Annotated in this window: 16 protein-coding genes and 3 tRNA genes; 11 read left to right on the top strand and 8 right to left on the bottom strand. The window is 72.6% G+C overall.

Going from position 1 to position 21,050, the window contains the following annotated elements; translation table 11 throughout:
* The first annotated feature begins 6 nt into the window (after positions 1-6).
* The 5 genes from IE177_RS15480 to IE177_RS15460 all read left to right on the top strand — a co-directional run bounded on the left by IE177_RS15480 (position 7) and on the right by IE177_RS15460 (position 8,928).
* Entirely contained in the window at positions 7-2,376 is a 2,370-nt protein-coding gene (locus tag IE177_RS15480) for a DNA polymerase III subunit gamma and tau (protein ID WP_190015915.1), read from the top strand.
* A gap of 94 nt (positions 2,377-2,470) precedes the next feature.
* Complete coding sequence (purD, locus tag IE177_RS15475) at positions 2,471-3,721, top strand: phosphoribosylamine--glycine ligase (protein ID WP_190015914.1); 1,251 nt, start codon at positions 2,471-2,473, stop codon at positions 3,719-3,721.
* Positions 3,722-4,040: 319 nt separating this feature from the next.
* Entirely contained in the window at positions 4,041-6,131 is a 2,091-nt protein-coding gene (locus IE177_RS15470; protein ID WP_444545620.1) for a hypothetical protein, read from the top strand.
* 260 nt (positions 6,132-6,391) lie between these two features.
* Positions 6,392-7,891: a N,N-dimethylformamidase beta subunit family domain-containing protein gene (locus IE177_RS15465; protein ID WP_190015912.1), complete on the top strand. Its 1,500-nt coding sequence runs from the start codon at positions 6,392-6,394 to the stop codon at positions 7,889-7,891.
* 137 nt (positions 7,892-8,028) lie between these two features.
* Positions 8,029-8,928 (top strand): phosphoribosylaminoimidazolesuccinocarboxamide synthase, encoded by a 900-nt coding sequence (locus tag IE177_RS15460; protein WP_190015911.1) that lies wholly within the window; start codon positions 8,029-8,031, stop codon positions 8,926-8,928.
* A gap of 67 nt (positions 8,929-8,995) precedes the next feature.
* Here the strand turns inward: IE177_RS15460 and IE177_RS15455 are convergent.
* From IE177_RS15455 to IE177_RS15420, 8 genes are all read right to left on the bottom strand, one after another.
* A tRNA-Gly gene (locus tag IE177_RS15455) sits at positions 8,996-9,071 on the bottom strand.
* A 23-nt stretch (positions 9,072-9,094) separates the two neighbouring features.
* Complete coding sequence (locus IE177_RS15450) at positions 9,095-9,709, bottom strand: response regulator transcription factor (protein WP_190015910.1); 615 nt, start codon at positions 9,707-9,709, stop codon at positions 9,095-9,097.
* Positions 9,706-11,007: a sensor histidine kinase gene (locus IE177_RS15445; RefSeq protein WP_229816049.1), complete on the bottom strand. Its 1,302-nt coding sequence runs from the start codon at positions 11,005-11,007 to the stop codon at positions 9,706-9,708. The genes IE177_RS15450 and IE177_RS15445 overlap by 4 nt, the downstream gene beginning before the upstream one ends.
* A 28-nt stretch (positions 11,008-11,035) precedes the next feature.
* Positions 11,036-11,836 (bottom strand): ABC transporter permease, encoded by an 801-nt coding sequence (locus tag IE177_RS15440; protein WP_229816048.1) that lies wholly within the window; start codon positions 11,834-11,836, stop codon positions 11,036-11,038.
* 319 nt (positions 11,837-12,155) lie between these two features.
* Entirely contained in the window at positions 12,156-13,094 is a 939-nt protein-coding gene (locus IE177_RS15435; RefSeq protein ID WP_190015907.1) for an ABC transporter ATP-binding protein, read from the bottom strand.
* 142 nt (positions 13,095-13,236) lie between these two features.
* A tRNA-Gly gene (locus IE177_RS15430) sits at positions 13,237-13,309 on the bottom strand.
* 82 nt (positions 13,310-13,391) lie between these two features.
* A tRNA-Gly gene (locus tag IE177_RS15425) sits at positions 13,392-13,463 on the bottom strand.
* A 168-nt stretch (positions 13,464-13,631) separates the two neighbouring features.
* A complete protein-coding gene (locus IE177_RS15420; protein WP_190015906.1) occupies positions 13,632-13,949 on the bottom strand; it encodes a histone-like nucleoid-structuring protein Lsr2 in 318 nt (105 codons plus the stop codon).
* Positions 13,950-14,259: 310 nt separating this feature from the next.
* On the opposite strand from IE177_RS15420, the gene purS reads away from it, so the two are divergent.
* The 6 genes from purS (at position 14,260) to purF (ending at position 21,018) form a co-directional block, all read left to right on the top strand.
* Entirely contained in the window at positions 14,260-14,532 is a 273-nt protein-coding gene (purS, locus tag IE177_RS15415) for a phosphoribosylformylglycinamidine synthase subunit PurS (protein ID WP_190015905.1), read from the top strand.
* The gene (gene purQ, locus IE177_RS15410) at positions 14,529-15,209 is read left to right on the top strand and encodes a phosphoribosylformylglycinamidine synthase subunit PurQ (protein ID WP_190015904.1); all 681 of its coding nucleotides are present in this window, start codon (positions 14,529-14,531) and stop codon (positions 15,207-15,209) included. Before purS ends, purQ begins: the two co-directional genes overlap by 4 nt.
* Positions 15,206-17,464 carry a phosphoribosylformylglycinamidine synthase subunit PurL gene (purL, locus tag IE177_RS15405; protein WP_190015903.1) on the top strand — a complete coding sequence of 753 codons (2,259 nt, stop codon included), beginning with the start codon at positions 15,206-15,208 and terminating at the stop codon, positions 17,462-17,464. Before purQ ends, purL begins: the two co-directional genes overlap by 4 nt.
* A 521-nt stretch (positions 17,465-17,985) precedes the next feature.
* Positions 17,986-18,783, top strand: a complete 798-nt coding sequence (locus IE177_RS15400) for a maleylpyruvate isomerase family mycothiol-dependent enzyme (RefSeq protein WP_190015902.1) — start codon at positions 17,986-17,988, stop codon at positions 18,781-18,783.
* A gap of 69 nt (positions 18,784-18,852) precedes the next feature.
* On the top strand, positions 18,853-19,287 hold the full coding sequence (locus IE177_RS15395; protein WP_229816047.1) for an META domain-containing protein: 435 nt from the start codon (positions 18,853-18,855) through the stop codon (positions 19,285-19,287).
* A 201-nt stretch (positions 19,288-19,488) separates the two neighbouring features.
* Positions 19,489-21,018 (top strand): amidophosphoribosyltransferase, encoded by a 1,530-nt coding sequence (gene purF, locus IE177_RS15390; protein WP_190015900.1) that lies wholly within the window; start codon positions 19,489-19,491, stop codon positions 21,016-21,018.
* Positions 21,019-21,050: the final 32 nt, after the last annotated feature.

The raw sequence follows: 21,050 nt of genomic DNA, 5'->3' as shown, positions 1-21,050 counted from the left end.
GTATGCGTGTCGTCTCTCGCGCTGTACCGCCGCTATCGCCCGGAGACCTTTGCCGAGGTCATCGGGCAGGAGCATGTCACCGACCCGCTGCAGCAGGCGCTGCGGAACAACCGGGTCAATCACGCGTACCTGTTCAGCGGGCCGCGTGGGTGCGGGAAGACGACCAGCGCGCGCATCCTGGCCCGCTGCCTGAACTGTGAGCAGGGTCCCACCCCGACGCCGTGCGGGGAGTGCCAGTCGTGCCGGGACCTGGCGAGGAACGGCCCGGGGTCGATCGACGTCATCGAGATCGACGCCGCTTCGCACGGTGGCGTCGACGACGCCCGTGAGCTGCGGGAGAAGGCCTTCTTCGGGCCCGCGAGCAGCCGGTACAAGATCTACATCATCGACGAGGCCCACATGGTCACCTCGGCCGGCTTCAACGCGCTGCTGAAGGTCGTGGAGGAGCCCCCGGAGCACCTCAAGTTCATCTTCGCCACCACCGAGCCCGAGAAGGTCATCGGGACCATCCGCTCGCGGACCCATCACTACCCCTTCCGGCTCGTGCCGCCCGGGACCCTGCGCGACTACCTCGCCGAGGTGTGCGGACGGGAGGACATCCCGGTCGAGGAAGGCGTGCTGCCGCTCGTCGTGCGCGCGGGCGCCGGGTCGGTGCGTGACTCCATGTCCGTCATGGACCAGCTCCTCGCCGGCGCGGGCGCGGAGGGCGTGACGTACGCCATGGCGACCTCCCTGCTCGGGTACACCGACGGGTCCCTGCTCGACTCGGTCGTCGAGGCCTTCGCCACCGGTGACGGGGCCGCGGCCTTCGAGGTCGTGGACCGGATCATCGAGGGCGGCAACGATCCGCGCCGGTTCGTCGCCGACCTGCTGGAGCGGTTGCGGGACCTGGTGATCCTCGCCGCCGTGCCGGACGCCGTCGGGAAGGGGCTCCTCGACGCCCCCGCCGACGTCCTGGAGCGCATGCAGGCCCAGGCGTCCACCTTCGGCGCGGCCGAGCTGAGCCGCGCCGCCGACCTCGTCAACGAGGGCCTCACCGAGATGCGCGGCGCGACCTCGCCCCGCCTCCAGCTGGAACTGATCTGCGCGCGCGTGCTGCTCCCCGCCGCCTACGGCGACGAGCGGTCCGTGATGGCCCGCCTCGACCGTCTCGAGCGCGGCGTCAACTTCTCCGGCGGCGCCGGCGCGCCCGCCATGGGGTACGTGCCCGGTCCCGAGGCCCATGGCGCCGGTGCACCCGTACCACCCGTACCGGCCGGGGGCGGACCCGCTGCCGCCCGGGCGGCGGTACGGGGCACGGGCGGCCCCGCGGGCGGAGCCGGCGGCCCCGCCACGCCTTCCGCGCCGGACGCCCCTGCCTCCGTTCCGGCCGCCTCCGGGGCCGCTGCCGCCGCTCCGGCCGCCTCCATGGCCCCCGCGCCCACTGCGGTGCCCCCTGCGGCCGAGAGGGAAGCACCGGCCCCCGCCCCCGTACCCGCAGCGCAGCCTCCAGCGGCCTCCGTGGCCCCTGCCGCCGCCCCCGGATCCTGGCCCGCCGCCGCCGCCGCCTCCGCCGGCAGCGGGCGGCGCCCCGGGGGCTGGCCCACGGCGGCGGCCCCGGCCGGTGCCCAGCAGGGGCAGGCCCCGGCCCCCGGCCGCGCTCCTGCCTCCGGCTCGGCCCCTGCCCCGGCCCCCGCGCAGCCGCAGCACCAGGCAGCCTCCGCTCCGCCCCCGCCCGCGGGTGCTCCCGCCGGCGGCCTGGACCCCCGAGCCCTCTGGCCGAACATCCTGGAGGCCGTCAAGAACCGCCGCCGCTTCACCTGGATCCTGCTCAGCCAGAACGCCCATGTGGCCGGTTTCGACGGCACCACCCTCCAGATCGGCTTCGTCAACGCCGGAGCCCGCGACAACTTCGCGGGCAGCGGCAGCGAGGACGTGCTGCGGCAGGCGCTGGCCGAGCAGTTCGGCGTGCAGTGGAAGATCGAGCCGGTCGTCGACCCGTCCGGCGGCGGCTCGGCCCCGTCGGCCGGCGGTTCGTCGGGCTTCGGAGGAGGCGGCGGTTACGGCGGTGCCCCGGCCGGTGGCGGCTACGGCGGCGCTCCCACCGGCGGCGGTGGCTACGGCGCCCCGGCCGCGCCCCGGCCCGCGGCCGCCCCGTCCTCCCCGCAGCAGGCCTCCGCGCAGCCGTCCTCCGCGCAGGGCGGCCCCGCCTCAGCCCTGGCGGCGCCCCCCGCCGCCCCACGGTCCACGGCCGCCCCCGAGCCGCCTCCGGTCGCCCCCGAGGACGACATCCCCGAGGACGACGACCCCGACCTCGACGAGTCGGCCCTCTCCGGTCACGACCTGATCGTGCGGGAACTGGGGGCGACGGTGGTCGAGGAGTTCTCCAACGAGTAGCCCGCTCCGCGAGCAGCCCCAGAAGGGCCCTTGTAGGAACGTACGGCTTCCCCGGCGCCCGGCCTTCGGCAACCTTGCCGATAGGCTGACCCCCGTGAAGGTCCTCGTCATCGGCAGCGGCGCCCGCGAACACGCCCTGTGCCGCTCCCTGTCCCTCGACCCCGACGTCACCGCGCTGCACTGCGCCCCCGGCAACGCCGGCATCGCCGAGGTCGCCGAGCTGCACCAGGTCGACGCGCTCGACGGCGCGGCGGTGGCCGGGCTGGCCACCGGCCTCGGTGCCGACCTGGTCGTCGTCGGCCCGGAGGCCCCGCTGGTCGCCGGTGTGGCCGACGCCGTGCGCGCGGCTGGCGTCCCCGTCTTCGGCCCGTCCGGCGAGGCCGCGCAGCTCGAGGGCTCCAAGGCCTTCGCCAAGGACGTCATGGCGACGGCCGAGGTGCCGACCGCGCGGTCCTACGTCTGCAGCACCGCCGAGGAGGTCGCGGAGGCCCTCGACGCCTTCGGCGCCCCCTACGTCGTCAAGGACGACGGGCTCGCCGCGGGCAAGGGCGTGGTGGTGACCTCCGACGTCGAGGCCGCCAAGGCACACGCGGCCGGCTGTGAGCGCGTGGTCATCGAGGAGTTCCTCGACGGCCCCGAGGTGTCCCTGTTCGCCGTCACGGACGGGGAGACGGTCGTCCCGCTGCAGCCCGCCCAGGACTTCAAGCGCGCCCTGGACGGCGACGAGGGCCCCAACACCGGCGGCATGGGCGCGTACTCCCCGCTGCCGTGGGCCGACCCCAAGCTGGTCGACGAGGTGCTGCACACCGTGCTGCAGCCCACCGTGGACGAGATGCGCCGTCGCGGTACGCCCTTCTCCGGTCTGCTCTACGCCGGGCTCGCGATCACCTCGCGCGGTGTCCGGGTCATCGAGTTCAACGCCCGCTTCGGCGACCCGGAGACCCAGGTCGTGCTGGCACGCCTGCAGACCCCGCTGGCCGGTGTCCTGATGGCCGCCGCCACCGGGAACCTCGCCGACCTGGCACCCCTGCGCTGGAGCGAGGACGCGGCCGTCACCGTCGTCGTCGCCTCGCACAACTACCCCGGCACCCCCCGTACCGGCGACCCGATCACCGGACTGGACGAGGTGGCCGCCCAGGACGCCCCGCACGCGTTCGTACTGCACGCCGGGACCAGGCAGGACGGCGACGCGGTCGTCAGCGCCGGCGGGCGCGTGCTGTCCGTCACGGCCACCGGCAAGGACCTCGCGGAGGCACGCGAGCGGGCCTACCGGGCGGTGGGCAGGATCCACCTGGACGGCTCGCAGCACCGCACCGACATCGCGGCGAAGGCGGCGCAGGCCTAGGCCGGACCCGCGAGGCTACGCCTGCGGGCACGACGCCCGCCCCCGCACCCCATCGGGCCCCGGAACCGAATCCGGGGCCCGATCTTTGCTTTCTGTCACCCAGCTCTGACCAAAGCCATTCCATCGAGTGAGCAATCCCCCATCCGGCTGACGTGGGCCGAAGCCCCAACTAGGGTGCCGCGCAAGCGTTCCGGCACTTGGCCCACCGGCATTGCGATGTCGGTGGCGGGTGCCACAGTGGGGGAGTGAGCAAGACCAGGACGGCACGGCACCGGCAGGGAGGGGGTGAGGTCGGCACGTGACCGGAATCGGTGTGGAGATGGGCGCGCAGGCCGCGCGCTCCAGGGCCCTCGCCGTGCTGCGGGTCCGGGGCCGGGCGCTGGCGGTGGCCCTGCTGCCCGCAGGCGCCGCGGTGATCCTGCTGAGCGGCGGTTCCACGGGCAAACTCGTCGGCCCCGGCTGGGACGCGGCCCGCTGGATCGTGAGCGTGCTCGCCGTACTGGTGCTGCTGGCCGCCACCGGTATCGCCCTGGTCGTGGCCCGGGCCCGTCCGGCGGTGAGCCCCACGGTGCCGGTCCCGGAGAAGTCCGCCCCCGACCTGTACCGGATGGTGCGCGACCTCGCCGACCGCCTGGACGTGCCGGCCCCGTCGGCCATAGCGCTCACGCCGGACTGCGACAGCTGGCTGGAGGACCGCGCGCACTCGGCCCACGGACCCCCGCCGGGTCCGGCGTCCGGCGAGCCGGCGGACCCGGGCCCGCACGCCTCCCGACGCACCCCCGTCGCACCGGTCCTCGTCATCGGCTCACCGTTCCTGTGGTGGATGAGGGTCGGCGAACTGCGTGCGGTCCTCGCCCCGGTCGTCGCCGGTACGGGCCCGTCCGCGCACCCGGACATAGCCGCCGCCCGCCGTTTCGTGCGCGGGCTGGACGCGGCGGTGGCCGTCGCCGCGACGCCCGGCCGCTGCCCGCTGACCCGCGGAGTCTGCGCGGCCCTCGGCTGGGTGGCCCGGCTGCTGCTGAGCGGCTGCCGGGAACACGCGGCGCTGATGGAGCGCGGGGTCGCCGCGGCGGCAGCCGAGCGGGCGCAGGCGGTGGACTACGGCCTGCGGATCGTCGCCCAGGAGCAGGTCGGCCTCGCCTACGCCGGCTGGGACCGGCTGCTGACCCGGGTCGCGCTGCCCGCCTGGCGCATGGGCCGCTGGCCGTCCCGCCTGGACGCGGGCGTGGTGGCGGCGCTCACGGAACTGTCCCGGCGCGACCGCCTCGCCGAGGGCTTCACCTCCCGGCTCGGCGAGCGCCCCGCGTGCGACCTGCTGGAGGAGCCCGGCGTGGTGGACGAGGCGGCCTCGCTGCTCGCGGCGCGCCTCTTCCACGGCGGCCCCGCCGAGTGCGGCCCCGACTGGGCCCCGGTGGACTGGCCGGCGTACCCGGAGGAGGTCGTGGACCGCACCTGGCGCGCCGACGCGGCCCGCCTGCACCGCGTCCTCGACGCCCTCGGCGTCCGCCCCTCCCTGGACCCCAGGACCCCCGACCCGGGCGGCCCCACCCTGGCCCGCGTCCTGGACCACCTGACCGAACCGGCCCCGGCGAACGGCACCGGGCGAGAAGGATCCGGCCTCGAAGACACGGGGATCGAGGACACCGGCCTCGAAGACGCCGGGCCGGGGGACACCGGCTTCGGAGACACCGGCCTGGAGGGCACCGTCCTTCAAGGCACCGGTTCAGGGAACGTCGGCCCGGGCGACACCCACGCCCCGCACACCGACACCCCGCGCACCTCCACCGCGCCCCACGCCGACGAGGCGGCGCAGTCCCGGGACACCTCCGCCGCTACCGGCCCCTCCCTCCCCTTCGACGGCTCCTCCGCCGATCGCGACTCCTCCACCGATCACGGCTCCTCCGCCGATCGTGACACCGCCGCCGATCACGGCTCCTTCGCCGATCACGACGCCTCCGTCTTCGACGACCCCTCCGCCTTCCACGACGAAGAAGACGACGCCGACCCCGGTACCGAGCGCAGTTCCGCTCTCGCCGCCGGGCTGAGCGCCGAGCTGGCCCGGGAGGAGGCCGGTGTGCCGAGGGGGGCGAGTGCCGTCGGGCAGAGCCCCGAGAGCGCCCTGTGGGACGACGGCGGCCTGCCGCTGGTCCCCCTGCAGCCCCCGCGCACCGCCCGCGAACTGCTCGCCGATCACGTGAAGGCGATGGTGTGCTGCGCGGCCGTCGACACCGCCGGCGCGATCCCGGCCCTGGACTGGCTGGACGGCCCGTCCCTGCTGCTGGGCGGGGAGCGGGCCACCGACCTGACGCCCAGGGTGCTCAGTCTGATCGAAGAGGGAGACCCGGGCCCGTTGCGCGACTGGCTGAGCGCGTCCGGGATACGCGCCGAGAAGCCCGTACGGCTCGTCTGACCCTCCCGCCCACGCCGTGCGTCCCACCCGGACCGGCGTAACGGAAAAACGACTTCCAGTTCAGGTCAATTAGCAACGACTAGTGACCGGGCACGTGCGTTATGTGATGTGCTGGGGACAGCCCACGCCTTTGGCAAAGGCTGGCGACATACCCCGGCACACCGAGCACAGAGCACCTCGAGCACCGCCGGTACCGCGAACATCAGAAGCACCACGAGCACCGCGAAGACGACACGAGGGCACGAGGGAGGGGAGCGATCATGGCATCGGACCACATCCGCCGCTGGGAGTCCGGAGCACTCGCGCACGCCGTCACGGACCCCTTCGGCCAGGGCCCGGTGCCCTGGCTGCGTGGCAGTGAGACCTACTTCGACGACACGGGACACGTCGTGCCCTGGTACGTCGAACCGACTCCGCAGCCGCTCGGCCCCGCGGGCGGGGCCCGGGTGCCCGCGCCCCGGGCGGCCGGTCCCGGGCCCCGCTCGGCTGACGACGTGCACCGCCAGATCAAGGGTTTCACCGCGACCGGCGCCGTCACGCCCGGCGAGGCGATCGACTTCCACATCACGGTCGACCCGCCGCAGGAGTTCAGCGTCGACATCTACCGGATCGGCCACTACGGAGGCGACGGCGCCGCCAAGATCACCACCAGCCCGCGCCTGTCCGGCATCGTCCAGGCCCCGCCGCTCACCGCCGACCGGACGGTCTCCTGCCACCACTGGTGGCTCTCCTGGCGCCTGCAGGTGCCCTCGCACTGGAGCATCGGCGCCTATGTGGCCGTTCTGACCACGGCCGACGGCTACCGCTCCCACGTGCCGTTCACGGTCCGCGACGACCACCCCGCCGACCTGCTCCTGCTGCTGCCCGACATCACCTGGCAGGCCTACAACCTCTACCCGGAGGACGGCCACACCGGCGCCAGCCTCTACCACGCCTGGGACGAGGAGGGCCGGCTGCTCGGCGAGGCCGACGCGGCGACCACGGTCTCCTTCGACCGCCCTTACGCGGGCGCGGGCCTGCCGCTGCACGTCGGCCACGCCTACGACTTCATCCGCTGGGCCGAGCGCTACGGCTACGACCTCGCCTACGCCGACGCCCGCGACCTGCACGCGGGCCGGATCGACCCCACCCGCTACCGGGGCCTGGTCTTCCCCGGGCACGACGAGTACTGGTCGGTGCCGATGCGCCGGGCCGTCGAGGACGCCCGCGACCGCGGCACCTCGCTGGTCTTCCTGTCCGCCAACACCATGTACTGGCGAGTGGAGTTGGGGCCGTCGCCGTCCGGGGTCCCGGACCGGCTGCTGACCTGCCGCAAGCGCAAGGGCCCCGGCAGGCCGGTGCTGTGGCGGGAGATCGACCGGCCCGAGCAGCAGCTGGTCGGCATCCAGTACGCGGGCCGGGTGCCCGAGCCGCACCCGCTGATCGTCCGCAACGCCGGCCACTGGCTGTGGGAGTCGACCGGCGCGCACGAGGGCGACGAGATCGAGGGCCTCGTCGCAGGCGAGGCCGACCGCTACTTCCCACGCACCCCGCTGCCCCCGCACGACGAGCGCATCCTGCTCGCGCACTCGCCCTACACCGACGGGGACGGCGCCCTGCGCCACCAGGAGACCTCGCTGTACCGGGCACCGTCCGGCGCCTGGGTGTTCGCCTCCGGCACCTTCGCCTGGTCACCGGCGCTGGACCGCCCCGGCCACGTGGACCCCCGCGTCCAGCGCGCCACGGCGAACCTCCTGGACCGCATCTGCAAACGCGACTGACCAACGCGACTGCCCCCCGGTGGGCCCCGGCCGACCCCCGGCCGATCCCCGGCGGCCCGCGGCCGACCCCCCTGACCGAAACCGATCCTTCCGATAAGGGAGAATCGAGGCGTTGGACAGAACCACGGGGAGGAACCGTGTCCGGATTCGTAGAAAAGCCCGAGCCGATCCAGGTTCCGGGCCTGGTGCACCTGCACACCGGAAAGGTGCGCGAGCTGTACCGGAACGAGGCGGGCGACCTCGTGATGGTCGCCAGCGACCGCATGTCCGCCTACGACTGGGTGCTGCCCACGGAGATCCCCGACAAGGGCCGGGTCCTCACCCAGCTGTCCCTGTGGTGGTTCGACCAGCTGCGCGACCTGGCCCCCAACCACGTCATCAGCACCGAGCTGCCCGCGGGCGCCCCGGCCGACTGGGCGGGCCGCACGCTGGTCTGCAAGTCGCTGAGGATGGTTCCGGTGGAGTGCGTCGCCCGCGGCTACCTCACCGGCTCGGGTCTGGCCGAGTACAAGGAGTCCCGCACGGTCTGCGGCCTCGCCCTCCCCGAAGGCCTGGTCGACGGCTCCGAGCTGCCCGCGCCGATCTTCACGCCCGCCACCAAGGCCGAGGTGGGTGAGCACGACGAGAACGTGTCCTACGAGGAGGTCGCCCGCCAGGTCGGCGCGGAGACCGCCGCCCAGCTGCGCCAGGCCACTCTCGCCGTGTACTCCCGCGCCCGGGACATCGCCCGCGAGCGGGGGATCATCCTCGCCGACACCAAGTTCGAGTTCGGTTTCGTCGGCGACGACCTCGTCCTCGCCGACGAGGTCCTCACCCCGGACTCCTCCCGCTTCTGGCCGGCCGACCAGTGGCAGCCGGGCCGCGCGCAGCCGTCGTACGACAAGCAGTTCGTCCGTGACTGGCTGACCTCCGCCGAGTCCGGCTGGGACCGCGCGAGCGAGCAGCCCCCGCCGCCGCTGCCGCAGGAGGTCGTGGCGGCGACCCGGCAGAAGTACGTGGAGGCGTACGAGCGCCTCACCGGCGTCAGCTGGTCCTGATGCGGGAGCCCCGGCGGGAGCCGGGGCGAACGCGAGAAGCCCCCGGCCGGAACCGGGGGCTTCTCCGTGGAGCGGACGACGAGGCTCGAACTCGCGACCTCAACCTTGGCAAGGTTGCGCTCTACCAACTGAGCTACGTCCGCACTGCGCCGTGGCGCGAGAGCAACTATACCCAACCTCGCTCCCGTGCGAGACGCACTGCCGCATGGCGGTTCTCCGCACCGAGCTTCGTGACCGCCGAGGAGAGGTAGTTCCGCACGGTCCCGGCTGACAGCGCGGCCCGCTCGGCGATCTCCGCGACCGGCGCGCCGTCGGCGGCCAGCTCCAGGACCTCCGCCTCCCGCGCGGTCAGCGGGGAGTCCCCGGCGGAGATCGCGTCGGCGGCCAACTCGGGATCGACGTAACGGTTTCCGGCATGGATCGTCCGGATGATCTCGGCGAGCCGCTGGGCACTGACCGTCTTCGGGACGAATCCGCGCACACCGGCCGCGAGCGCCCGTTTCAGGTGCCCGGGACGCCCGTGCCCGGTGACGATCAGCACCTGGCAGCCGGGCAGTTCGGTCCGCAGGGATGTGGCGACCTTCACACCGTCGGCGCCCGGCATCTGCAGATCGAGCACGGCCACGTCGGGCGCGTGCGCCCGGGCCATCGCCAGCGCCTCGGGTCCGCTCGCTGCCTCCGCGACGACCAGCAGGTCGTCCTCCAGCGAGAGCAGGGCGGCCAGCGCCCCCCGGATCAGGTGTTCGTCGTCGGCGAGCAACAGCCGTACCGGACCGCTCATGACGTGACTTCGCTCACTTTCCCGCTCGTGACGGCCGTGGACGTCCCACCGTCCCGCAGCGGCACCTCGGCCACGACCCGGAACCGGCCCTCGCCGACGACCCCCGCCTCCAGCGTCCCGTCCACCGCGGCCAGCCTTTCCCGCAGCCCGGCGATGCCCGAACCACCACCACCGCCCGGCCCATCCTGCCGCTCAACGCCGGTGCCGGCGCCGCGACTCGGATCGGTCACCCCGTCGTTCTCCACCGTCAGCACCACCAGCCCCTCTCGCACCCGCAATCCCACCGCACAGTGGCCGGCGTCCCCGTGCCGCAGCACGTTGGTGGCCGCCTCGCGGACCACCCAGCCCAGCGCGGACTGCACCTCGCCGGGCAGCCGCCCGGCGTCCGCGCGGACCTCGCAGTCGATCCCGGCGGCCCTCAGCACGCCTTGCGCGCCGAGCAGTTCGACACCGAGGTCGGCCTCGCGGTACCCGCGTACGACGTCCCGGACCTCACGCTGGGACTCCTGCGCGATGCGCTGCACCTCGATCATCTGCTCGACGGCCTCCGGGCGGCCTCGGCGCGCCAGTTGGACGGCCAGCTCGCTCTTGAGGGCGATCACGGACAGGTTGCGCCCCAGCACGTCGTGCAGGTCCCGGCCGAACCGCAGCCGCTCCTCGGCCACGGCGAGCCGGGCCTCGGTCTCGCGGGCCCGTTCCGCCTCCCAGAGCACGGACAGGGTCCAGGCGCCGCAGCGGCAGGCGAGCAGCGAGAACAGCGTCTGGAAGGCGGCCATCACGCCGGTCACGAGGATGCCGAGGCCGTCGCGGTCGGCGAGCCCGAAAGCGCCCATGAGGATCACCGCGAGCACCGCCGAGCGGCGCAGGAACACCCGGACCGGGACCGTGAGTCCGAGGAGCAGCCCGAACGGCAGCAGGGCGGCGCCGATCACCAGCCGGATCGTCACCGGGTCGGCCGCGTCCAGCGCGGCGAGTGCCACGGTCAGCGCCAGTGCCGAGGCCAGCAGGACGGCCGGTGTGCGGTGCGCGCGGGCCGGCAGCCGGGTGCGTCCCAGGTAGTGGTCGAGCGCGCGCCGGGTGAGCCGGTTGGAGACGGCGCACTGCAGGGCCGCGACCAGGACGAGCGAGGCGCCGAGGACGAGCGCCACGGGCCGGTGGTCGAGACCGCCGACCAGGGGCAGCAGCATCCAGCAGAGCGAGAAGAACCAGGTGGTGACGTACCAGGTGACGACCGTGTACAGCTCGACCCGTTCGGCCTTGCTCCGTGCCCGCCAGTGCCGCTGCTGCCATCCCCGCATGCGCCTGAGCATCCGCGCGTCCCCCTCCTCAGCGCCGCGGCTCCCACCGGAACCACCGTCGTACAGCAAACACCGCCACGATCGTCCAGGCCAGCGCGGTCGCGAGGGCGCCCAGGGTCTCGTGCGTGCCCAGCTGACCGGACCAGCCGGCGCGGATGAGGCGGATCGCCGGGGACAGCGGGAGGAGTTCGCAGACGGAGGCGAGCCGCTCCGGCATGACCTCGGTGGGCACCGTGATCCCGGAGCCGACCATGGACACGAACACCATCGGCAGGGCGGTCACCTGGGCGCTCTCGGCGGTCCGGGTGAACGACGCGGTGAGCGCGGCGAGCGCGGCGCTGACCACGAGCCCGGCGAGCAGGCCTGGCAGGAGCAGGTACGGCGCCTTCGGTGCCCCGGTGTGCAGCAGAGCGGCGCAGCCGGCGGACAGCACGACGGCCTGGGCCAGACCGAGGGCGATCGCGGGCAGGGCGGTGCCGGTGAGGATCTCGGGGTCGGACAGTTCCCCGGTGCGCAGCCGCTTGAGGACCAGTTCCTCGCGGCGGGCGACGTAGGCGCTGACCAGGGAGGTGTAGACGGCGAAGAGGAAGGAGAAGCCGATCGCGGTGGTCAGCAGGACCGTGCCGATGTCCAGCCCTTCCTTCTTCAGGTCCAGATCGTCGAGGGCGGGCCGCATGGCGAACGGCAGCGTGAGCGGCATGGCCAGCGCTGTGAAGACGGCTCCCCGGTTGCGGCCGAGCAGGGCGAGTTCGGCCCGTGCCAACGCCCGCAGCCGCCGCGCCACGGGGGCGAGCGCCCCCGGTCCCGGGCCGCCCTTCCATCCGCTCACCGCTCGCCGACGGACCCCACTGACGCCGCCCCGTCCCGCCCCCGTGCCGGTCCCGCTCACACCGCCTCCTGCCGATTCCGCCTCGACCCCGCTCATGCCCGGCCCTTCCGTTCCGGGCCCTTCCGTTCCGGGCCCTTCCGTTCCGGGCCCTTCCGCGCCGGGGCCGCCGTCCGCCGGTTCCGCCTCGACCCTGTTCATGCCGCGCCCTTCCGTTCCGCCGCCGGTCCCGCCGCCCCCGCCGTTCGCGCGCCGAGAGCCTCCTTGCCGAGCCGCTCCGTTGGCGCGTCGCCGGGCCGCCCCGTTCCCGCGCCAGCCCCGCTCACGACGTCATCCCCCGTTCACGCGCGATCCCCAGGAACGCCTCCTCCAGTGAGGCCGAGCGCACGTCCAGGCCGCGCAGTTCGACGCCGGCGCGCTCGGCCCACGCCAGGACGGCGGTGGCGGTCCGCTGCAGTTCGGCCGTGCGCAGCAGCACCGTCCTGCCGTCGCTCTCGTGGTCGCAGACGCCGAGGTCGGCGAGGGGCGGCAAGTCCCCCGGGAAATAGCCCTCGGGCAGCTCGAAGGACATCCGGGAGGGGCGGCCTGCGGTGACCTCCGCCGGGGTCCCGGACGCGGCGATGCGGCCCTCGTGCAGGATGGCGAGCCGGTCGGCGAGGCCCTCGGCCTCTTCCAGGTAGTGCGTGGTGAGCAGCACGGTCGTACCGGCGTCGCGCAGGTTCCGCACCAACTTCCAGGTGTCCCGGCGGCCCTCGGCGTCGAGCCCGGTCGTCGGCTCGTCGAGGAAGAGGACTTCCGGCTCGCCGAGCAGTGCGAGCGCCAGGTCCAGGCGGCGCCGCTCACCGCCGGAGAGCTGCTTGACCCGCACCCGGTGCTTGTCCGCGAGCCCGACCAGCTCCAGCACCTCCGGCTCGGGGCGCGCACCGCTCGTGCACCCCGCCCACATCCGGGCGGTCTCGGCGACGGTGAGTTCGGCGGGGAAGCCGCCCTCCTGGAGCATCACGCCGGTGCGGGGGCGTACGGCGGCCCGCTCGCGGTAGGGGTCGTGGCCGAGGACCCGGACCCGGCCCCCGGCCGGAGCGGCGAGTCCCTCCAGCAGTTCCACCGTCGAGGTCTTGCCCGCGCCGTTGGTGCCGAGCAGGGCGAAGATCTCCCCGCGTGCCACGGAGAAGGTGATCCCGCGTACCGCCTCGAACCCGCCCCCGTAGACACGCCTGAGGTCGGTGACCTCGATCACGGGCTCGTGTTCGTCCTTGTCCATGGAACCAGCGTCCCGGCGCCGGGCGCGGCCCGGCAGTGCGCGGTGTCATCGCCGGGCATGACAAATGTCAGAGCCCCGAGGCGGGGGAAGCACACGGGCACACGAAAAGACCCCGGTCCAGTGGACCGGGGTCTGATTCCCGAGCGGACGACGAGGCTCGAACTCGCGACCTCAACCTTGGCAAGGTTGCGCTCTACCAACTGAGCTACGTCCGCACTGCCTCCGATCGGCTCCCACCGATCGGTGCGAGCACCAGCCTACCTGATCCACAACAGTGGTCGTGACGGCCGGCGCCAGAGCGGGTGACAGGAATTGCACACTGCGCCTTCCCCCTGGAAGGGGGATGTTCTACTACTGAACTACACCCGCATGTCCTCGGGATCCGGCCTCTCGGCCTCGCCCCTCGGCGTGTCCCAGACATTAGCTGATCAGCAGGGGGGTAGCGCAAGTCGGTTCCCCCGGCGGCCCTCCGCCCGTCCCAAGTGCACGGCCCCCAGGGCCCGCTGACGGACCCTGAGGACTGCCCCTTCGCGGGCTTCACTGCGCGGCGCTGAACGCCTCGTAGACCTTCTTGGGGATGCGTCCGCGGGCCGGGACGTCCATCCTGTTCGCCTGGGCCCAGGCGCGGACGGCCGCCGGGTCGGGGGCGACCTCCGTCTGCTTGTACGCCTTGCCGGACCGCGACCGCTTGCGGCCGGCCTCGACGTAGGGCGCGAGCGCCTCGCGCAGTTTCCCGGCATTGGCTTCGTTCAGGTCGATCTCGTACGACTTGCCGTCGAGTCCGAAGGCGATCGTCTCGGCCGCTTCCGAGCCGTCGATGTCGTCAAAGAGAGTGACCACGACTTTTTGCGCCACGAATATCGGTCCCTTCGTGCGGCACGTCGATACAGCTCAACGGCCTTGATGTGCCGAGTATCGGCTATTGCCAATTCATTTGTACAGTGCCCGGCAATGCAATGTGAAGCCCGACTAAATCCGTCCGCGTGTCCGAGCACAATAGGGGCCGCCGACGGACTCCCGAACTTTCCCAGAACTTTTCACGGGTGCACGGCTTCGACACCCGATCGTGATGCGCCTCACGTAGTTTCCTACAACTCTACTCGCGTAGAAATTTTGTGCGGGTAGTCTGAAGGAACCTGCTCAGCACCACACACCGGGAGTGCCAGTGGCACGCGTCGTAGTCGACGTCATGCTCAAGCCGGAGATCCTCGACCCCCAGGGCCAGGCGGTCCAGCGTGCGCTGCCGCGCCTGGGTTTCGAGGGGATCTCGGACGTACGTCAGGGAAAGCGTTTCGAACTGGAAGTTGACGGGCCGGTCGACGAGGCCGCACTCGCCCGCATCCACGATCTTGCGGAATCCTTCCTCGCCAACACCGTGATCGAGGACTTCGTCGTCAAGGTGGAGGACCCGGCGGAAGTCGCGGAGGCGGCCAAGTGACCGCTCGTATTGGCGTCGTCACTTTCCCGGGCAGCCTCGACGACCGGGACACGCAGCGTGCGATCCGTATCGCGGGCGCCGAACCCGTCGCCCTGTGGCACAAGGACAAGGACCTCAAGCAGGTCGACGCCGTGGTCCTGTGCGGCGGCTTCTCCTACGGCGACTATCTGCGGGCCGGCGCCATCGCCCGTTTCTCGCCCGTGATGGACTCCCTCATCGAGCAGGCGAAGGCCGGACTGCCGGTCCTCGGCATCTGCAACGGCTTCCAGATCCTCACCGAGGCCCACCTCCTCCCGGGCGCGATGCTCGGCAACGACCACCTCCACTTCATCTGCCGCGACCAGAAGCTGCGGGTGGAGAACGCGGAGACCTCCTGGACCGGCGACTACCGCGCGGGTCAGGAGATCCACATTCCGCTGAAGAACATGGACGGCCGGTACGTCGCCGACCAGTACACGCTGGACAAGCTGGAGGCGGAGGGCCGGGTGGCGTTCCGGTACCTCGACTTCAACCCCAACGGCTCGCTCAACGACATCGCCGGCATCACCAACGAGGCTGGGAACGTCGTCGGCCTCATGCCGCATCCGGAGCACGCCGTCGAGCCGCTGATCGGTACGGGCCGTACCGACGGCCTGCCCTTCTTCACCTCGATCCTCAAGAAGCTGGTCAACGCATGAGCCGGACGCCTCTGGACACGGTCGAACACGCGGCCGCGACCCCCGACGTCGAGCTGCCCTGGGCCGAACTGGGCCTGAAGAAGGACGAGTACGAGCGGGTGGTGGAGATTCTCGGCCGCCGCCCCACCGGCGCCGAACTCGCCATGTACTCGGTCATGTGGTCCGAGCACTGCTCGTACAAGTCCTCCAAGGTCCACCTGCGCCAGTTCGGCGAGAAGGCCCCGCAGAGCGACGCCATGCTCGTCGGCATCGGCGAGAACGCCGGCGTGGTGGACGTCGGCCAGGGCTACGCGGTCACCTTCAAGGTCGAGTCGCACAACCACCCGTCGTACGTCGAGCCCTACCAGGGCGCGGCCACGGGTGTCGGCGGCATCGTCCGCGACATCATCGCGATGGGCGCGCGGCCGGTGGCCGTGGTCGACCCGCTGCGCTTCGGCGCCGCCGACCACCCCGACACCAAGCGCGTCCTGCCCGGCGTCGTCGCCGGCATCGGCGGCTACGGCAACTGCCTGGGCCTGCCCAACATCGGCGGCGAGGTCGTCTTCGACGCCTGCTACCAGGGCAACCCGCTGGTCAACGCCGGCGCCATCGGCGTGATGCGGCACGAGGACATCCACCTCGCCAAGGCCTCCGGCGCGGGCAACAAGGTCATCCTCTACGGCGCCCGGACAGGCGGCGACGGCATCGGCGGCGCGTCCATCCTCGCCTCCGAGACCTTCGACGACGCCAAGCCCAGCAAGCGCCCGGCCGTCCAGGTCGGCGACCCCTTCCAGGAGAAGCTGCTCATCGAGTGCACCCTGGAGGCGTTCAAGGAGAAGCTGGTCGTCGGCATCCAGGACCTCGGCGCGGCCGGCCTGTCCTGCGCCACCTCCGAGCTGGCCTCCAACGGCTCCGGCGGCATGCGCGTCACCCTGGACGACGTCCCGCTGCGCGACTCGACCCTGTCTCCTGAGGAGATCCTCATGAGCGAGTCGCAGGAGCGCATGTGCGCGGTCGTGGAGCCGGACAAGGTCGACCGCTTCCTGGAGATCTGCGAGAAGTGGGACGTCATCGCCACCGTCGTCGGTGAGGTGACCGACGGCGACCGGCTGGAGATCTTCTGGCACGGCGAGAAGATCGTGGACGTCGACCCGCGCACGGTCGCCCACGAGGGCCCGACGTACGAGCGTCCCTACGCCCGCCCCGAGTGGCAGGACGCCCTGCAGGCCGACGACGCGAACAAGCTGCCGCGGCCCACGTCCGGCGAGGAGCTGAAGGACCAGGTCCTGAAGCTGGTCGGCTCCCCGAACCAGGCCTCCAAGAAGTGGATCACGTCCCAGTACGACCACTTCGTGCAGGGCAACACCGTCCTCGCCCAGCCGGAGGACTCCGGCATGATCCGCGTGGACGAGAAGACCGGCCTCGGCGTCGCGATCGCGACCGACGGCAACGGCCGCTACGCCAAGCTGGACCCGTACACCGGCGCCCAGCTGGCCCTGGCCGAGGCCTACCGGAACGTGGCGACCACCGGCGCCAAGCCGCTCGCCGTCTCCGACTGCCTCAACTTCGGCTCGCCGGAGGACCCGGCGGTGATGTGGCAGTTCGCGGAGGCCGTGCGCGGTCTGGCGGACGGCTGCCAGCAGCTGGGCACGCCGGTGACCGGCGGCAACGTCTCGCTCTACAACCAGACGGGCGAGGCGGCCATCCACCCGACCCCGGTGGTCGCGGTCCTGGGCGTCATCGACGACGTCGCCCGCCGCACGCCGGTCGCCTTCCAGGAGGAGGGCCAGCTGCTCTACCTCCTCGGCGACACGCGCGAGGAGTTCGGCGGCTCGGCCTGGTCCCAGGTCGTGCACGACCACCTCGGCGGCCTGCCCCCGAAGGTCGACCTGGAGCGCGAGCGGCTGCTGGCAGAGATCCTGATCTCCGCCTCCCGCGACGGCATGATCGACTCGGCGCACGACCTGTCCGACGGCGGCCTGGTCCAGGCGGTCGTGGAGTCCGCGCTGCTCGGCGGCAAGGGCGCGCGGCTGGTCGTCCCGGACGGCCTGGACGCCTTCACCTTCCTGTTCTCCGAGTCGGCCGGCCGCGCGATCGTCGCCGTGCCGCGCTCGGAGGAGGTCCGCTTCAACGACATGTGCGGCGCGCGCGGCCTTCCGGCCACCCGCATCGGTGTCGTGGACGGCGACTCCGTGGAGGTCCAGGGCGAGTTCGCCCTCACCCTGGCCGACCTGCGCGAGGTGCACGAGGGCACGATCCCGGCGCTGCTCGCGTAGCGGCCCCACCCCGCCGAAGGCCCTGCCCGTTGGGCGGGCAGGGCCTTCGGCGCGCGGAGGGGCGTCCGTGACAGCTTGCCGCTCACGGCGCGTGTCCCCCCCATGACGGCCGGTCGGCCGCCCGCGCAGGCCTGCGGATCGCGGTCCTGGGCGGATGGCGACGTGAAGGCGTGGAATCGCGGGTCCTTCCGGTGCGACCGGGTGCCCGCGGCTGTCGGCGGTGGTTCAGCGCTGTGTGCGCGGGTTTAGGCGTCGCCGGGGGTGTGCTGCCGCAGGGCCGGATCCTCGTGACGCGCTCGTGCGGCCTGGCGCACTCCCGGCCCGGACCGGTGGTGAGGCGCGCCGTGGTCCGTGGGTGTCGGTGGCTGGGTGCCGGTGTCCGGGGCTGTGGCTGTCGGCCGGTGCGGGGAGGCCGGGTGCCCGCTGCCCGGGCCGTGGCCGCGGGGTGTGCGCCGGCGCCGGCCGGAACGTCGCCCGTATTCGCTCGCCGTGCGGGTGCGGGCCTGCATAGGCTCACCGGCATGCCACCGGCCAAGAAGCGTGCCCGCAGCTACGACCCGGCCAGGACCCGCGCCGCGGTCCTCGCCCAGTTCACCCACGTCAGCGAGGCCGTCCGCGGCCTCACCCCCGGGCAACTCGCGCTGCCCACCCGGCTCGGCGACTGGACCGTACGGGAGCTGGTCGCGCACATCGGCATGGCGGTCACCGCCGTCCACCGGGCCCTGGACCGCCCGGCCCCGCCCCGGCAGGACGTCACGGTGGCCGAGTGGCCCTTCGCCACCTCCGCCGGCTCCGCGGCGATCGCCGAGTTCACCCGCAAGCTCGCCATCGAGCACCCCGACCTCGACGCCTACCTGACCGACGTCGACCGGGGCCTGCGCGCCCTGCTCGACGAGCACCCCGGCAGCCGGCTGCTGGAGACCACCGCGGGCGCCCTGCCGCTGGACGACTACCTCGTCACCCGCACCGTCGAGCTCGTCGTCCACACCGACGACCTCAACGCCGCCGTCGACGGACTCGACGTGCCGTACGACCGCCAGGCGCTGGCCGCCGCCACCCGGCTGCTCGCCGACGCCCTCGCGGTGAAGGCGCCCGGCGGCTCCACCGAGGTGCGCGTGCCGCCCTACGCCGTCGTGCAGTGCGTCGAGGGGCCCCGCCACACCCGCGGCACCCCGCCCAACGTGGTGGAGACCGACCCGCTGACCTGGATCCGGCTCGCCACCGGCCGCCTGGCCTGGCCGGACGCCCTGGAAGAGGCGAAGGTGAGCGCCAGCGGGGAGCGGGCGGACCTCGGGAACCTGCTGCCGCTGATGTCGTAGCCGGCGCGAACGGCGGAACCGGTCGCACCGACGGCCCGTCGAACCCGTATGAACCGGTACAAGCAGCGCATGACCCTGACGGTGGCCGCCGCGGTCGTCCCGTTCGCGGTGGCCTGTGGGAACGGGAAGGCGGACAGTGGTGCGATGAGCGGCCCGCGACCGGTGACCGGGATCGACTGGCGGGTCGACGGCATCACCGTCGGAGGTACGACCCGCCAGGCACCCGCCCCCGCCCGCCTGCGCATCGACGAGGACGGCAAGGCGGGCGGCAACCTCGGCTGCAACCAGTTCAGCGCCAGGGTCACCGTGCACGGCGACCGGATCACCTTCGGGGACCTGCGGACGACGCGGATGGCCTGCGGCCGGGAGCGGATGGACTTCGAGCGCGCGCTGGCCCGCACGCTGACCACCGGCACGCTCGTCGCCAAGGCCGACGGCGCCGGGCTGACGCTCACCGACGGCGACGGCGACCGTGTCCACCTCAGCCGCCGCGCACCCGATTGATGTGCGACACCTCACTCACGCATGGGGCCAGGAGGTGCGCAACCGGTCCGCACGACGCGTCCGAGCTCCCGGGCCGGTGCCACGAGAATGTCCCTGAACTGCGGAAACGCAGAATCGCCCAAGGTGATCGCCAACTGCGGCCCGCCCCCGGCGAGCATCCCCAATTCGGACCAGTGGTCGACCTCGCCTACACTCGATGGCGTGCCACGTGGTGACGGTCGACTCAATCACGATCTGCTTCCCGGCGAGAAGGGCCCCCAGGACGCTTGCGGCGTCTTCGGTGTCTGGGCTCCGGGTGAAGAGGTCGCAAAGCTCACGTACTTCGGGCTCTACGCCCTCCAGCACCGGGGTCAGGAATCCGCGGGAATCGCGGTCAGCAACGGCTCCCAGATCCTCGTCTTCAAGGACATGGGCCTGGTCTCCCAGGTCTTCGACGAGACTTCGCTCGGTTCCCTCCAGGGTCATATCGCGGTCGGACACGCCCGCTACTCGACCACCGGCGCGTCCGTGTGGGAGAACGCCCAGCCGACGTTCCGTGCCACCGCGCACGGATCGATCGCGCTCGGCCACAACGGCAACCTGGTCAACACGGCGCAGCTCGCCGAGATGGTCGCCGACCTGCCCAAGGACACCAACGGCCGCTCCACCCGGGTCGCGGCCACCAACGACACCGACCTGCTGACGGCCCTGCTGGCCGCCCAGGTCGACGAGGACGGCAAGCCGCTGACCATCGAGGAGGCCGCCCACGCGGTGCTCCCGCAGGTCAAGGGCGCCTTCTCGCTCGTCTTCATGGACGAGCACACCCTCTACGCCGGCCGTGACCCGCAGGGCATCCGCCCGCTGGTCCTCGGCCGTCTTGAGCGCGGCTGGGTGGTCGCCTCCGAGTCCGCCGCCCTGGACATCTGCGGCGCGAGCTTCGTGCGGGAGATCGAGCCGGGCGAGTTCGTCGCCATCGACGAGAACGGCCTGCGCACCTCCCGATTCGCAGAAGCGAAGCCCAAGGGCTGCGTCTTCGAGTACGTGTACCTGGCCCGCCCGGACACCGACATCGCCGGCCGGAACGTGTACCTCTCCCGCGTGGAGATGGGCCGCCGCCTGGCCAAGGAGGCCCCGGTCGAGGCCGACCTGGTCATAGCGACCCCGGAGTCGGGCACCCCGGCCGCCATCGGCTACGCGGAGGCCTCCGGCATCCCCTTCGGCGCCGGCCTGGTGAAGAACGCCTACGTGGGCCGCACCTTCATCCAGCCCTCGCAGACCATCCGCCAGCTGGGCATCCGCCTGAAGCTGAACCCGCTGAAGGAAGTCATCAAGGGCAAGCGCCTGGTCGTCGTCGACGACTCGATCGTGCGTGGCAACACCCAGCGGGCCCTCGTGCGCATGCTCCGCGAGGCCGGCGCGGCCGAGGTCCACATCCGGATCTCCTCGCCGCCCGTGAAGTGGCCCTGCTTCTTCGGCATCGACTTCGCCACGCGCGCGGAGCTGATCGCCAACGGGATGACCATCGAGGAGATCGGCACCTCGCTCGGCGCCGACTCCCTGGCCTACATCTCCATCGACGGCATGATCGATGCGACCACGATCGCCAAGCCGAACCTGTGCCGCGCCTGCTTCGACGGCGAGTACCCGATGGAGCTGCCGGACCCCGAGCTGCTCGGCAAGCAGCTGCTGGAGACCGAGCTGGCCGCGGGCCCGGCCGCAACGGCCGCCACGGACGCGATCCGTCGCCCGTAACACCCCTGCAGTACGACACGAAAGCTCTCACA

This window comes from Streptomyces lucensis JCM 4490 (assembly GCF_014650035.1).
GTDB lineage: Bacteria > Actinomycetota > Actinomycetes > Streptomycetales > Streptomycetaceae > Streptomyces > Streptomyces lucensis.
This window is presented reverse-complemented; position numbering and strand designations above follow the sequence as displayed.

What these genes read in the sequence shown, in the direction of transcription:
- IE177_RS15470 (WP_444545620.1), top strand. Translation starts at nt 4,041, where the DNA reads ATGGGCGCGCAGGCCGCGCGCTCCAGGGCCCTCGCCGTGCTGCGGGTC.
- IE177_RS15465 (WP_190015912.1), top strand. Translation starts at nt 6,392, where the DNA reads ATGGCATCGGACCACATCCGCCGCTGGGAGTCCGGAGCACTCGCGCAC.
- IE177_RS15450 (WP_190015910.1), bottom strand. Translation starts at nt 9,709, where the DNA reads ATGAGCGGTCCGGTACGGCTGTTGCTCGCCGACGACGAACACCTGATC.
- IE177_RS15445 (WP_229816049.1), bottom strand. Translation starts at nt 11,007, where the DNA reads ATGCGGGGATGGCAGCAGCGGCACTGGCGGGCACGGAGCAAGGCCGAA.
- IE177_RS15435 (WP_190015907.1), bottom strand. Translation starts at nt 13,094, where the DNA reads ATGGACAAGGACGAACACGAGCCCGTGATCGAGGTCACCGACCTCAGG.
- purL (WP_190015903.1), top strand. Translation starts at nt 15,206, where the DNA reads ATGAGCCGGACGCCTCTGGACACGGTCGAACACGCGGCCGCGACCCCC.
- IE177_RS15400 (WP_190015902.1), top strand. Translation starts at nt 17,986, where the DNA reads ATGCCACCGGCCAAGAAGCGTGCCCGCAGCTACGACCCGGCCAGGACC.
- IE177_RS15395 (WP_229816047.1), top strand. Translation starts at nt 18,853, where the DNA reads ATGACCCTGACGGTGGCCGCCGCGGTCGTCCCGTTCGCGGTGGCCTGT.